This is a genomic window from Shimia sp. R11_0, assembly GCF_017744035.1.
GTDB lineage: Bacteria > Pseudomonadota > Alphaproteobacteria > Rhodobacterales > Rhodobacteraceae > Shimia > Shimia marina.
On the sequence record NZ_JAGHQY010000001.1, the window covers coordinates 389,148 to 402,202 of the forward strand.

Genomic DNA, 13,055 nt, shown 5'->3' on the forward strand with positions numbered 1-13,055 from the left:
GGGTCAACCGCCGGAATGCCAGACTTTCAGGTGCATGGCGCAAAAGCCACGCAATCCCCCCCACTTTGATGCTATGCGGCGGTTATGAGCGCTTGTGCCTCAAAAGCGCGCAGCGAAATACGGGCAGACGGACCATAGCCGTATCCCATGAGCGCGTCGGTGTTTGGCATCAATCGCAGGATTTCATCGCGGGTTTCGAGATCAAAACTGTCCAGAGTTTCCTGCCCCGGATGATAGCTTTCGCTGTCCAAACCATTGGCGCGCACGATTTCATGGCGTTCAAACAGCAGGTGCACATAGGTCACTGGCGCGCAATCCTCGCGAATAGTGATGGAAGCGCCGTTCACCAGGTCCTTCGCCTTCACCAGCACTTCGGACTCGCCAAATAGCATCGCAGCGCGTGAAGATTTCAAAAGAATGCGGTGATTGGGAGAAAATTCAACTGCGTCATGTGTGCCAAGTGCGCCCTTGGCGAAGTGAATGGGCGCGTCTTTGCCCATTGCTATGCGCGTACTGGTTCCGAGCCATACCAAGGATTGAAACCCGTTGTCACGAGTCAGCACTTTCATACCCGGTTTGAGTTCTTCGACCTGCACGAGCCCCGATTGGGTGACAATTTTTGTGCCAGCCACAAAGCAGGGCGCCGTTGTGGTCGTTACTTTTACAAAGCCGGTGTCGGTGTTGCCCTCTGAATCTTCAACTTGATAGGTGAAGACGTTGGTGCCCAGATCGTCGTCGGTGGTGATGGAGAGCGTGCCATCCGGATTGAGGGTCACCACCTCGCCAGTGGCCAGTGTGACGCTGTCGCCTGCGCTGACTTCCTGACCGTTGATGTGGGTGATTGTCAGGGTGGCCCCGTCTGGACCCGAATCATTTGAGAGCACATCCACAGTGCGTGTCGCACCACTGGCAATGTCCACGGCATCATCTGTGGCAATCAAGGCGGATTGCACCGAATTTCCGGCGATCAACAGATTTGAATCGTAGCTGCGGTCGCCGATGTCGGCAATGCCGATCTTGATCGTGTTCACCTCTCCTGCCTTGACCGGTGCTTTGAGGGTGAGCGTGATGGTCAACCCATCCATTTCGGTATTGGCCACTTCGCCAGAAGCGGGGTTGTCGATATAGAGGTTGCTGTTGTCCTCAGTGTTGATGTTGTCGATTGTGATATCGCCGTCACCCACAGTGAGCGTAGCGGGTTCGCCGTTGACCCAAATGCCGACCGCGTCGTTGAACCCGGTATCGACCCATTCGAGATATTCTTCGGAAGAAAACACCACCTGCATGGTCAGCGTGTTGCCCTCGGGTACGAAGCTGGCTTCCAGAACTGCGGCGTCATAGCTTTTGCCACCACCGAGCTCGCTCAGGTCTTTGTCACCTTTGGTGTACATACGCCCGGTTGTACTGTGAGAAATATTCGCGTCACCAGAGCTGTTAGTGACAGATGCGGCGCGTCCAGTGGACAGGATCACGCCGGTATCTGACGGCGTCAGTGCGGATGCGACATCATCGCCATCGGAGTAAATGCCAGATGATTGGCTATGCCCAGTGTAACTCGCAGACTTGATTTCTATCCCAGTGCCGAAAATTGCTTCGGCCATTTCCATATCGGTTGCATTTGTATCAATAGGGAGTTCGGACGCAGTCGGCATAGTGCTCTCCGTGGTGATCTATAAAATAGTTGGTGCCCCTGATACTTTGGGGCCTTGCGTCCTCATCTGTTTTCTAAGCGCTGCTCAGCAAGCCGACGGCTGGCTTTTGGGAAAGTGCAACTCTTAAAGCGTGCAATGCGACGCAATGTACTCGCAAAGATTGAGATGGAACTCTTTCAAAAAGGTGACTGACCGCTTTGGAGGAGGGCGGAATAGTATTTAAAACTTGATGGAATGGAGCTTGCTCAGGGTCCGCATTGGGCCAGGAGTTGACCGGCAACCCCGGCGCGCGTTAAGGGCAGAGTCATCAGGAAAGGCGTGAACATGACCACAGAGAAGAAAAAGAAGAACCGCCAACAGGTCTACACGCTGTTGGTGCAGGTTGGGCGCAAGGATGGCGATGGTCTGCCGGAGGAGGCCACGGGGGGTGCTTTGATGATTTATGCCAGTGGCGTGGATGAAGCAGAAGCCGTGCGCGAGACCGTGGCCATTCTCAAGCAGGCAGACCTCAACCCGCTGGACGTGACCGGATATGGTACCATTGAAGAGCGTGAAGCCCAGGGGCATGAAATTGATGGTCAGGAACGGGCGCTGATGCAGCGGGCGTTGGATGAAAATTCTGTGGTTGTCGCCCAGATGACGCCTTTCTTCCATGGGGAAGAAAGCGAAAGTGAACAAACCGAACATTGATCATGCAGCGCGTTGAGCCGCCAAGGTGAGCGCGTCAAATTCTCGCAATTCAGGATAGGCCGCGCGCGCATGTTCAGGGAGACGCGCGCTTGGAAACTGCCACATCATACTGGCGCGCAGGATGTCACGCCGTCGACGCAGACGTCCTATGTTGAGACTTTCCACAAAGGTGCCGGCAGCCAGAATGGCTTCGTGATCTGGCAGTAAGAACTGGCAATAGGTGGTGAGCGGCAAATGGCTGCCGCGGGTGGCGGCCTTGCCATGCAAAAGATGGCCTGCGGGCACCAAGACATGCTCTGCGCCAAACATATATTCTACACGACTTCCGCCGATGACCAGCCGCTGTACCGGGCTTGTGACAATATCCTGTGACAATCCGAAATAGGGCGCACGCAGGCGGATGGGAGTGAATTGACCGGCAGCGGGCACGGTGCGGATGACCTTTGCCAAGATCGGAACCAGCGCCCCGGAGGCGGTCTGTACCACGTCACCGCGCTGCAAACGCCCCGCCAGACGATAGCCATCTGCGGTCATGATGGGAACGTCTGCCGCAAGGCTTGGCATGGGCCCGATGGGTTCGATGCGGTTTGAGGTGGCCAGAAAGGACATGTCACTGGACATGACGCGCGCGCCCTCGGTTTGAATGCAGATCTCCATGTCTTGCAGGCTCAGGGCCACAGGGTCTTCAAGGGTGCGCTGTATGACGCGGAAGGTGCCGGGTTGTTCCACCGTCAACCGACCAAGCCCATGGGAGGTTTCCCATGAATAGGTCACGCGCAGGACATCCGCCCGCCCGCCTGTATCCAGATTGACGGCTGCGTGGCAGGTCTTGTCATCCTTGTGGATCACCAGCACAACGCCACCCCCCGGCACCGCCTGCAACGTCAGCCGGAAACCTGTGCCATCGGGCGAGGTGACACCCAGCAAGGTCTGCGGCCGATCATAAGGTGACACATGGGTTTCCGCCACGAGACTGCCTTGTGGCAGAGGTACATTGGAAGCCATGTGGGGCGCAGGCAGCTGTTCTGCGGTCTGGTCGTTGCACAGCTGCGCAAGACCGTCAGGGGCAAACCAACTGTTTTGCCCATCTGTCAATCCGATCCAACTCATTCTGCGGCCCAGTTGCTGAGGGCGGCCACTTCATAGGCGCGCAGACCACGGCGGGCCATTGGCCCATAGCCGGTGCCGGTGTGCATATCCATTTCCGGGAAAATGGACGCGATTTCCTCTACGATCTCAGGTTCAAAGCTGGCTTTCGTTTGAGGGCCGGGCAGGAAACTCTCAGTGGCCAGCTTCTCTGAGAACACGATCTGATGCTCGTCAAAGAGAATATGTACGTATTCCACGGTGCCGCCAGCAACACGGGTGACGGTGGTGTCGTTCACCAAATCCCTGGCGGCCACAAGCACCTGCTCTTCGCCAAACAACAGCTCTGCCCAGGCATTTTGTACCAGCACCCGGTGTAGTGGCGACAGCGCCAGCGCACGATGTTCTCCAAAGGTATTGGCGGCAATATGTATGGGCGCCAGTTTGCCTTCTGCGGGCACTTCACGGCGGCCGATCCAGCGGATGGGCTGCGGACCATTGTCCAGTGTCTCTACCAGATCGCCAATTTCAAGGCACTCCACCGGGACTTCGCCATTGGGGGTGCGAATAAAGGTGCCTGCGGTGAAGCAGGGGGCCTGATTGACGGTGACAAACCCCACATCCGTGGTGCCGTTGCCGTCATCCACCGTATAGGTGAAGTTGACCACCTCTGTATCATTGTCCCCCACCAAGGTGAGGGTGCCATTGCCATTCACGGTGATCTGTTGGCCGCTGGGCAGGGTCACGGTGGACCCGGCGCTCACGGGTTGGCCCAGAATATGGGTGATCGTAAGGCTGTTGCCGGTGTTATTCACATCATTGGCCAAGATATTGACCGTGCGTGTGCCGTTTAGGCCCAGATTTATGGTATCTGTATTGGCGACCAGAGATGTCTGTACGGACCCGCCTGCAATCAGCAGGGAACTGTCATAGCGATTGTCAGATACATCCGCGATCACGATCCTCAGATCATTGACCCCTTCATTGATGTTGAAGGTCAGGGTCATGGTCTGTGTGAAACCGTCCATCTCGGTGTTGTAGATGCCGCCGGTATTGTTGACAAAGAGGCTCTCGTTTGTACCCGCATTGATGTTGCGCGGATCGACATCGCCATCGCCAATCGCCAGCGGCACATAGCTCCCGTTGATCGAAACTGCGACAAAATCCTGATAGACGGAGTTTGTGAACTCTGGATATTCCTCAGAGGCAAAGACAAACTGCATGGTCATCTGACCGGCCTCAGACGCCTCAAAAGACACATCCAGATAAGAGGCGTCAAAGGTGCGCGCACCGGCCAGCGCATTGAACTCCGGATTGTCATCTTCACCGTTGGTGTTGGATGACCGATTGGTGCGCTGGTTGAATGCCCCACTGCTGTTGGTGAAATTTGTGGCACGACCAGTGGACAGAATCACGCCTTCGTCGCTGGGGGTGACGCCCGGAGAAATTGTATCGCCATTTGTGTAGATACCTGACGATGAGTTCTGAACATTGATACTGGCATTCAGGATGGTAACGTCATCCCCAAAAATCGTTTCCGCCATCTGCATTGCGGACGCGTTTGTGTTCACTGGCAATCTGGGCATGTCGCGCGCCTCCCTCTGCCAGAGGCACGCCACGCAACCGACCACGCCCAAACAGGGGCGCGTTCTTATAGATTCCCGCGCATGTCCTGCTGCGCTTTGAGGGGATCCTTGGCTTTGAGAAGCCGTACTGCTGGTGACCTGCCTCGGTCGTTTGTTATTGGCTTGAGTAAACCTCAGTTTTTGGCATTTGTTAAGGGCAGCGCACCGCTTTGTGTCCGAATTGTGGCTTTCGGGCCAAGCGGGCTTGTGCCACAACCCACAACAAACACCGCGAGAGACAGAGGATATCCATGCGCCAGACAGACGCCGCTTCATTGACTGCAGAGTTGATTCAATGCCCATCTGTGACGCCGGAAGAGGGCGGCGCTTTGACCTTACTTGAAAGGTATCTCTCGGAGGCGGGGTTTGATTGCACACGGGTGGATCGGGGCGCGGTCTCCAATCTTTTTGCCCGTTGGGGCGATAAGGGGCATGCGCGGTCTTTTGGCTTCAATGGACACACCGATGTGGTGCCTGTCGGAGACGCGGCCGCCTGGAGTGTGGACCCGTTTGGGGCCGAAATCAAAGACGGTATCATGTATGGTCGTGGGGCCACGGATATGAAATCCGGCGTGGCGGCTTTTGCGGCCGCAGCGATTGATTTTGTCTCTAACACACCGCCAGACGGTGCCATTATCCTCACCATCACCGGCGATGAAGAAGGTGATGCCATTGATGGCACCACGGCGCTTCTCGATTATATGGAAGGCGCGCAGGAGCAGATGTCGGTCTGTCTTGTGGGGGAGCCAACCTGCCCCAATGAGATGGGGGAGATGATGAAGATCGGGCGACGCGGCTCCATGACCGCCTACTTCACTTTTACGGGTGTTCAGGGGCATTCGGCCTATCCACATCGCGCCAAGAACCCGGTGCCGGTGATGGCGCGCCTGATGGATCAGCTTGCCAGCCATGAGCTTGACACAGGCACCGATCATTTTGACGCCTCTACATTGGCCGTGGTCACAATGGACACCGGCAACCCCGCCACCAATGTGATCCCCGCAGAGTGTCGCGCGACGCTGAACATTCGCTTCAATGACGCCCATTCCGGGGCATCCCTGACGGCTTGGATGCAAGAAAAAGTAGAGACTATTGCGGCCCAAACTGGCGTTTCGGTGGATATGAAAGTCACGATTTCCGGGGAAAGTTTCATTACCCCACCCGGCGCGCTGTCTGATCTGGTGGGCAGGGCGGTTGAGGCCGAAACCGGCCGCCGCCCAGAGCTCTCAACCTCCGGGGGCACGTCAGACGCTCGTTTTGTGCAGCACCACTGCCCAGTGGTGGAATTTGGCCTTGTGGGCAAAACCATGCATCAGGTGGATGAACAGGTGCCTGTGGAGCAAATTCATCAGCTCAAAGCCATCTACAGCCGGATTCTCAGTGACTATTTCAGCTAAAACACGCCCCAATCTTGTGGTGATGATCAAAGAGCCCCGGCCCGGACGTGTGAAAACCCGCCTGGGGCGTGACCTCGGTATGACAGCAGCAGCCTGGTGGTTTCGCCATCAATCCGCGCAGCTTCTGCGGCGTCTGGAGGATCCGCGCTGGCGGCTCATTCTGGCGGTGGCACCAGATCACAAGGGGCTGACCTCGCGGGTATGGCCCGCGCATCTGCCGCGTGTGCCACAGGGACAGGGCGATCTGGGCGTACGCATGGCGCGCCAGTTTAAAACCTTGTCGGGCCCGACATGTGTGATCGGGGCGGATATCCCCGGCATCATGCCGCCTCATATTGCGCAGGCGTTTTCCGCGCTGGGCGACCATGATGCGGTTTTTGGCCCGGCCCCGGATGGCGGCTATTGGCTTGTGGGGCTGAAACATGCGCCCAAGGCAGGCCTGTTTGAAAATGTGCGCTGGTCCACAGAACACGCGCTTGCAGACAGCCGCGCTTCGCTGAAAGATGCGAAAATTGCCACCATCGCCACATTGGCAGATGTGGACACTGTCGCCGATCTTGCCCGGCTCTGATCTTCATTTGACCAGAAATATCCCGGGGATGAATTGGGCTATCGGCCCAAGAAGGGGCTGGCCCCTTCCATTCCCGCGTGACCTTATGCACAACCCGTGTTAGGGCCGGATTATGCCCATGCCTTCCAAAGAAGAAGTCCTTGAGTGGATTTCCGAGAACCCGACCCTCACTTCCAAACGTGACATCGCCAAAGCTTTTGGCATTAAAGGTGCTGCGCGGATTGATCTCAAACGCCTGCTCAAAGAGCTGGAGGCGGAGGGACATCTTCAGAAACGCCGCAAAACCTACCGCGATCCGGAAAGCCTGCCGCCTGTGACCGTGTTGCAGATCCTGCCGCCGGATGCGGATGGCGATCTTTTTGCGCGCCCATTGGAGTGGCATGGCGAGGGGGAAGAGCCCAAAATTCTTGTCCTTCCCCGCGCCTCTGATCCGGCCTTGGGGGCCGGGGATCGCATTCTGGGACGTTTGACAAAGCTGGACGAGGGCGAGATCGTTTATGAAGCGCGTCTGATCCGGCGCATTGGCACCAATCCCCGCCGCGTTTTGGGCCTGTTCCGCAAGACGGCCGAAGGCGGGCGTATTCTTCCCATTGATAAGGGCGATGGTAAAGAATGGTCTGTGGCCTCTGAACAGAGCGCAGGCGCCAAGGATGGCGAATTGGTTGAGGCCGAGCAATCCGGGCCTAAGGGGCGGCTCGGTTTGCCGCGCGCCCGTGTGGTGGCGCGTATTGGGGATCCGACTGCGCCTAAGGCCGTGTCGCTGATCGCCATTCACCAACATGGCATCCCCGATACTTTCCCCGATGAGGTTGTATCAGAGTCTGATCAAGCCAAACCTGCGCCTCTGGGCGCGCGGGAAGATCTCCGTGACATGCCGTTTGTCACCATTGATCCCGCGGATGCGCGCGATCACGATGATGCCTGTTGGGCCCATGCGGATGATGATCCCAAAAACCCGGATGGGCATGTGCTCTGGGTCGCGATTGCTGATGTGGCACAGTATGTGACACCGGACACTGCGCTGGATCGCGAGGCGCGCAAACGGGGCAACTCAAGCTATTTCCCGGATCGCGTTGTGCCCATGCTGCCAGATCGGCTCTCTGGCGATCTTTGCTCTTTGCACGAAGGCGTGCCACGAGCTGTGCTGGCCCTACGCATTCAGATTGATGCCCATGGCAAGAAGATCGGTCACCGTTTCACACGTGCCATGATCCGCTCTGTGGCCTCGCTCAACTACGGCGAAGTGCAGCAGGCGCAGGATGGGCAGCCCAACGCGCGCTGTGCGCCTCTGATGGAAGAGATCATCACGCCGCTTTATGCGGCCTATGCGGCGCTGAGTAAGGCCAAGGCGGAACGTCAGCCGCTGGCGCTGGACCTGCCAGAGCGTAAGATTGAGCTGTCCGACAAGGGCGATGTGCTGTCGGTCAATTTCCGTGATCGCTTTGATGCCCATAAGCTAATCGAAGAGTTTATGGTGCTGGCCAATGTCTGTGCCGCAGAAACATTGATTGCCAAGAAATCCCCACTGCTGTTCCGCGTGCATGAAGAGCCCAGCCCGGAGAAGCTCAATGCCCTGCGTGATACGGCGCAGGCGGCGGGGTTGACCCTGGCCAAGGGGCAGGTGCTGCAAACCCGCCATCTCAACCAGCTGCTGGATGCGGCCGCAGGCACGGAACAGGCGGAGCTGATCAACCTGTCCACTCTGCGCTCCATGACGCAGGCCTACTATGCGCCGCAGAACTTTGGCCATTTTGGTCTGGCGCTGCGGGCCTATGCGCATTTCACATCGCCAATCCGGCGCTATGCGGATCTGATTGTACACCGCGCCCTGATCACGGCCCATGGCTGGGGGAGTGATGGCTTGAGTCCGGAGACGGTTGAAAAGCTGGAAAACACCGCGCAGCACATTTCAGACACGGAGCGGCGCTCCATGCTGGCAGAGCGCGATACCACCGATCGCTATCTGGCGGCCTATATGTCAGAGCGCATCGGCAATGAGTTTACCGGACGGGTCAGCGGCATTGCCCGGTTTGGTGTCTTTGTGAAGCTGGATGAAACCGGTGCGGACGGGTTGATCCCCATGCGTGAGCTGGGGCGGGAATATTTCCATTTTGACGCGGAAACCAACACGCTGACAGGCTCTGATACAGGGATTGTCATCGGTTTGGGGCAGCGCGTGACCGCGCGGCTGACCGAAGCGGCGCCTGTGACAGGGGGCATTGCGCTGGAACTGATCTCGCTGGATGGAGAGCTTGTCAAACGCGCGGGCCGTGGCGGTAAGGGGCGCGGGCGTGGCGGCCCGGTGCGGCGCAAGGCCGCCAAGGCAAAGCACAAGGCGGCCAAGACCAAACGCAAAGTCACTCGGCGGCGGAAGTGAGCGCCGCCATGTGGCGTGTCATATCCGGGTAGATCGCGGCCCGCACCCGTGCGACATAGGGTGTGAATGTGGGCTTGGCGGCCACGGCGCGACGCAGATCTGTTTCGGCGGGCAGCCGTTGGATCATGTCCAGCACAGGCGCAATTGTGGCATCCGCCGCGCTGGGTGTCGGGCCAAAGAGAAACTCTTGATCGCCCAATTGTGTCTCTATTGCAGCCAAATCCTTGTCAAAACGGGCCTGCCGATCTTGAGGCGAGAAACGCGCGATCCCCTGTGCCATGAGGGCGGTGCGCACGCTGTCTTGGGCCTGAGCGGCGAGCGTGTCGCGCAGCTCACTTGGCGCTTCGGCAAAAAAGGCTTCCCGCATGATGGCCCAGACATCTGGATGCATCCAGCGGTCATGCACCATGCCCAGAACAAGGCTGTTTTCGACCATGGTTTTCAGCGCATGGGCGTGATTGATGTCAGCTTCTGACAGGCCGGGATAGAAATCGGCACCCCGCGCCGCGAGAAAGTCTTCGATGTTGGAACTGTCCGGGATCAGACGGTCTTCAAACCGCAGAAAGGGCAGTTTGCCCAGCGGCCCCACGGTAACATCGGTGGTGTATTCTGGCTGCCAGTCTTCGCCCGCCATTTCCAGAAGACACAGCGCCTTCAGACAGAAGGGGGAATAGGTCGGCATGGTGGCGTCGCCGGGGAACATTACGAGATGCATGGGTTTCTCCTTGGTCAAATGATGGTGACGGAGTAATCGGTCCTCTTGTCAGTTTTTGTCAGCATGGTGCATTATCTTGACATCATGAGCCGTACCGATCGCCTGTTCCAGTTGATGCAAGCCCTGCGCGATTTGCCGCCACCTGCCACGGCGCAGGTTCTGGCGCGGGAAACTGGCGTGTCAGAGCGCACGATTTATCGCGATATCGACAGCCTGCGCGCGCTTGGCGCGGTGATTGACGGCGAGGCCGGGTTTGGCTTTACGTTGATTGAAGACGCGACACTGCCGCCGCTTGGCTTTGGTCCAGAAGAGATCGAGGCGCTTGTGGTGGGGTTGAAAGAGGTTATGGAAGTTGGCGATCCATCGCTTGCGCAGGCGGCAAAATCGGCTCTAACAAAGCTGAAATCGCGTTTACCAGAAGGGCAGGCACATCGTCTCAAACATGCGGTGCTCAGCGCCAAACGGTTTTATGAGCCGCCAGAGATCACCATTGATGCGGGTGTCTTGCGACAGGCGGCATGGGAGGAGCGCAGGGTGGGGTTTGATTACGAGGATGCTGCGGGCAAGCGCACGACGCGCTCCGTCGATCCGCTGTCGATCGTTTTTCTGCAGTTCACCCATTGCTTGCTGGCGTTCTGTCATTTGCGGCAGGATTACCGCGCGTTTCGCTTGGACCGGATGCGCAATCTGACCCTCACAGATCAGTTCTTCCGCCCCCGGCGGATCCCAATGTTGCGGGAGTATAGCGCGCGTTTGAAGCAGGAAGGTCAGACGTCGGCAAATCCCCGCGCCTGAGTGGATGAGTGCTTTTGCCGGTCTTTGCTTCGGGCTACAGTTTCCGAAACAGGCAAGGAGCAGTGCCATGTGGGTACAAGGTATTTTGGTAGGTTTAGTTTTAGGAACCACTGCGGTGGCTGCGGTGGCAGCACCAGCGCAATCATTACGGCCGGTTTTGCGGCCGGCGACCGTCACGGTGGTCTCATCAGGGGGCACCATCCCCTATGTTCAAAAAACAGCGGCGCCGGTTGCCTCGCAGCGTCCCGTGTTGCGCCCAATAGATCCAGAGATCAAAGCCCCCGAAGCACAGCCCGTGGCGGCGGCAAACAAAGGGTTTCAGCGCTGGATTGATGGCTATCGCAGCCGCGCACTGAAGGCTGGCATCAGTGCGGCGGTCTTTGATCGGGCGTTTCGCGGTGTTGAGTACAACACCGATGTGATTCAAAGAGACCGCAATCAGAGCGAGTTTACCAAAACCATCTGGGAGTATCTGGACAGTGCTGCGTCTGACACTCGGGTGAAAAACGGCAAGGCCGCACTGAAAAAGCATCGTAAGACGCTGGAGCGGATCGAAGCGCATTATGGTGTGGACAAAGAGGTTGTGGTGGCTGTCTGGGGGCTTGAGAGCAACTATGGCACTTACAAAGGCACCACCCCTATCATCGAAGCGCTCGCAACACTGTCATATGATGGGCGGCGGGGTAAATTCTTTGAACAGCAGCTGACAGCGGCGCTGAAGATCATTCAAAGCGGGGATGTGCGCCCACAGAATATGACCGGCAGCTGGGCCGGTGCCATGGGACATACGCAGTTTATTCCCACGTCTTACCTGGCGTTTGCGGTGGATTTCACCGGCGATGGAAAGCGTGACATCTGGTCAGACGACCCCACTGATGCGCTGGCCTCCACAGCCGCTTATCTTAAGCGCTCTGGGTGGGTGACAGGGCAGCCCTGGGGCGTAGAGGTCCAGCTTCCCAAAGGCTTCAATTACGCTTTGGCCAGTCGCAAAATCCAGAAGTCCCCAAGTGAGTGGGCGCGTCTTGGGGTGCGAGACATGCAGGGGCGCAAGGTGCCCAATCATGGCAAGGCGTCAATTCTGCTGCCAGCGGGCGGGCGGGGCGTGGCCTTTATGATCTTTAAGAACTTTGCCGCCATCGAACGGTACAATGCGGCCGATGCCTATGTGATTGGTGTGGGTCATCTCAGCGACCGCATCAAAGGTGGGTCCGAGTTTCAGGGCAAATGGCCGCGTGGCGATCGGGCTTTGACATTCAAAGAGCGCAAAGAGCTGCAACGTCGTCTGACACGTGCTGGGTTTGACACACAGGGTGTTGACGGCAAGATTGGCCCGATCACCATCGAGGCGGTGCGGGCCTATCAGAGGTCTGTGGGAGCCACGCCAGATGGCTATGCGTCTCTGACGCTTCTGAAATCTCTGCGCTAGCTTTGCCCGAGGCCGGGCGCGCCGCTTATAGCGTTTTGGGCTTCACTTGAGACACGAATACCCTGTCATGCCTAAGGCATTCTCGGGAGATTCGTGTCGCGAGATGAATGAGGCAAAATCCGAAACGCGTTAGGCGCGCCCGCTCATCACAATCACTTCGGTGCCGAGGGGAACCTGTTCATAGAGCGCTTCGATATGGTCGTTGACCATGCGAATGCAGCCGTTTGAACTGGGCGTGCCGATGGATTGTGGTGCGGTGGTGCCGTGGATACGGAACAGCGTGTCGCGACCGTCCTGATAGAGATACATGGCGCGGGACCCAAGCGGGTTGTTGGGGCCGCCGGGCATGCCATCGGCGTATTTTGCATAAGCAGGATTGCGTTCGATCATCTCTTGCGTGGGGCGCCAGCTTGGCCATTCCACCTTGCGATCAATGGTGGCCCTGCCTTCAAAGTTCAGGCCTTCCTGACCAATTGCCACGCCATAGCGCACAGCGTTGCGCTCATCTTGCATGTGGTAAAGGTGATACGAGGCGAGCACGACCACAAGCTGGCCGGGTTGGAAGCCATATTTCTTCTTCACCCGCACCTCCTTGGGACGCAGATGCTCCATCAGTTCAAAGGGGGCTTGGGAGCTCTGTGCGGCCCGCAGGACCTGTGGTGTGGCCAAAAGACTGGCCGTACCAGTTAGAAAGTGACGTCGCTGCATATCGTGCCTCCAT

Annotated in this window: 11 protein-coding genes; 6 read left to right on the plus strand and 5 right to left on the minus strand. The window is 57.8% G+C overall.

The window, feature by feature from the left end; all coding sequences use genetic code 11:
* Positions 1 to 71: 71 nt before the first annotated feature.
* Positions 72 to 1,652 carry a choice-of-anchor L domain-containing protein gene (locus J7382_RS01720; RefSeq protein ID WP_209066698.1) on the minus strand — a complete coding sequence of 527 codons (1,581 nt, stop codon included), beginning with the start codon at positions 1,650 to 1,652 and terminating at the stop codon, positions 72 to 74.
* A gap of 324 nt (positions 1,653 to 1,976) precedes the next feature.
* Here J7382_RS01720 and J7382_RS01725 point away from each other — a divergent pair, with 324 nt between their 5' ends.
* Positions 1,977 to 2,342 (plus strand): hypothetical protein, encoded by a 366-nt coding sequence (locus tag J7382_RS01725; RefSeq protein ID WP_209066699.1) that lies wholly within the window; start codon positions 1,977 to 1,979, stop codon positions 2,340 to 2,342.
* On the opposite strand, the gene J7382_RS01730 is transcribed toward J7382_RS01725, so the two are convergent.
* The gene (locus J7382_RS01730) at positions 2,343 to 3,452 is read right to left on the minus strand and encodes a Hint domain-containing protein (protein WP_209066700.1); all 1,110 of its coding nucleotides are present in this window, start codon (positions 3,450 to 3,452) and stop codon (positions 2,343 to 2,345) included. It abuts the gene before it with no gap.
* A complete protein-coding gene (locus J7382_RS01735) occupies positions 3,449 to 5,014 on the minus strand; it encodes a Hint domain-containing protein (protein ID WP_247744776.1) in 1,566 nt (521 codons plus the stop codon). Before J7382_RS01735 ends, J7382_RS01730 begins: the two co-directional genes overlap by 4 nt.
* A gap of 290 nt (positions 5,015 to 5,304) precedes the next feature.
* Here J7382_RS01735 and dapE point away from each other — a divergent pair, with 290 nt between their 5' ends.
* From dapE to rnr, 3 genes are all read left to right on the plus strand, one after another.
* The gene (gene dapE / locus J7382_RS01740; RefSeq protein WP_209066702.1) at positions 5,305 to 6,450 is read left to right on the plus strand and encodes a succinyl-diaminopimelate desuccinylase; all 1,146 of its coding nucleotides are present in this window, start codon (positions 5,305 to 5,307) and stop codon (positions 6,448 to 6,450) included.
* Between the two features lie 22 nt (positions 6,451 to 6,472).
* Positions 6,473 to 7,021, plus strand: coding sequence for a TIGR04282 family arsenosugar biosynthesis glycosyltransferase (locus J7382_RS01745; RefSeq protein WP_247744815.1), 549 nt, complete (start codon positions 6,473 to 6,475; stop codon positions 7,019 to 7,021).
* A gap of 109 nt (positions 7,022 to 7,130) precedes the next feature.
* Positions 7,131 to 9,398 carry a ribonuclease R gene (gene rnr / locus J7382_RS01750; protein ID WP_209067553.1) on the plus strand — a complete coding sequence of 756 codons (2,268 nt, stop codon included), beginning with the start codon at positions 7,131 to 7,133 and terminating at the stop codon, positions 9,396 to 9,398.
* Here the strand turns inward: rnr and J7382_RS01755 are convergent.
* A complete protein-coding gene (locus tag J7382_RS01755; RefSeq protein WP_209066706.1) occupies positions 9,379 to 10,113 on the minus strand; it encodes a glutathione S-transferase family protein in 735 nt (244 codons plus the stop codon). The two genes, rnr and J7382_RS01755, sit on opposite strands and share 20 nt — an antisense overlap.
* 84 nt (positions 10,114 to 10,197) lie before the next feature.
* Here J7382_RS01755 and J7382_RS01760 point away from each other — a divergent pair, with 84 nt between their 5' ends.
* Together J7382_RS01760 and J7382_RS01765 are read left to right on the plus strand one after the other, a co-directional pair.
* A complete protein-coding gene (locus J7382_RS01760; protein ID WP_209066708.1) occupies positions 10,198 to 10,908 on the plus strand; it encodes a YafY family protein in 711 nt (236 codons plus the stop codon).
* Positions 10,909 to 10,975: 67 nt separating this feature from the next.
* Positions 10,976 to 12,334: a lytic murein transglycosylase gene (locus tag J7382_RS01765; RefSeq protein ID WP_209066709.1), complete on the plus strand. Its 1,359-nt coding sequence runs from the start codon at positions 10,976 to 10,978 to the stop codon at positions 12,332 to 12,334.
* A 129-nt stretch (positions 12,335 to 12,463) separates the two neighbouring features.
* On the opposite strand, the gene J7382_RS01770 is transcribed toward J7382_RS01765, so the two are convergent.
* Positions 12,464 to 12,946, minus strand: a complete 483-nt coding sequence (locus J7382_RS01770; protein WP_247744816.1) for a L,D-transpeptidase — start codon at positions 12,944 to 12,946, stop codon at positions 12,464 to 12,466.
* Positions 12,947 to 13,055 lie beyond the last annotated feature (109 nt).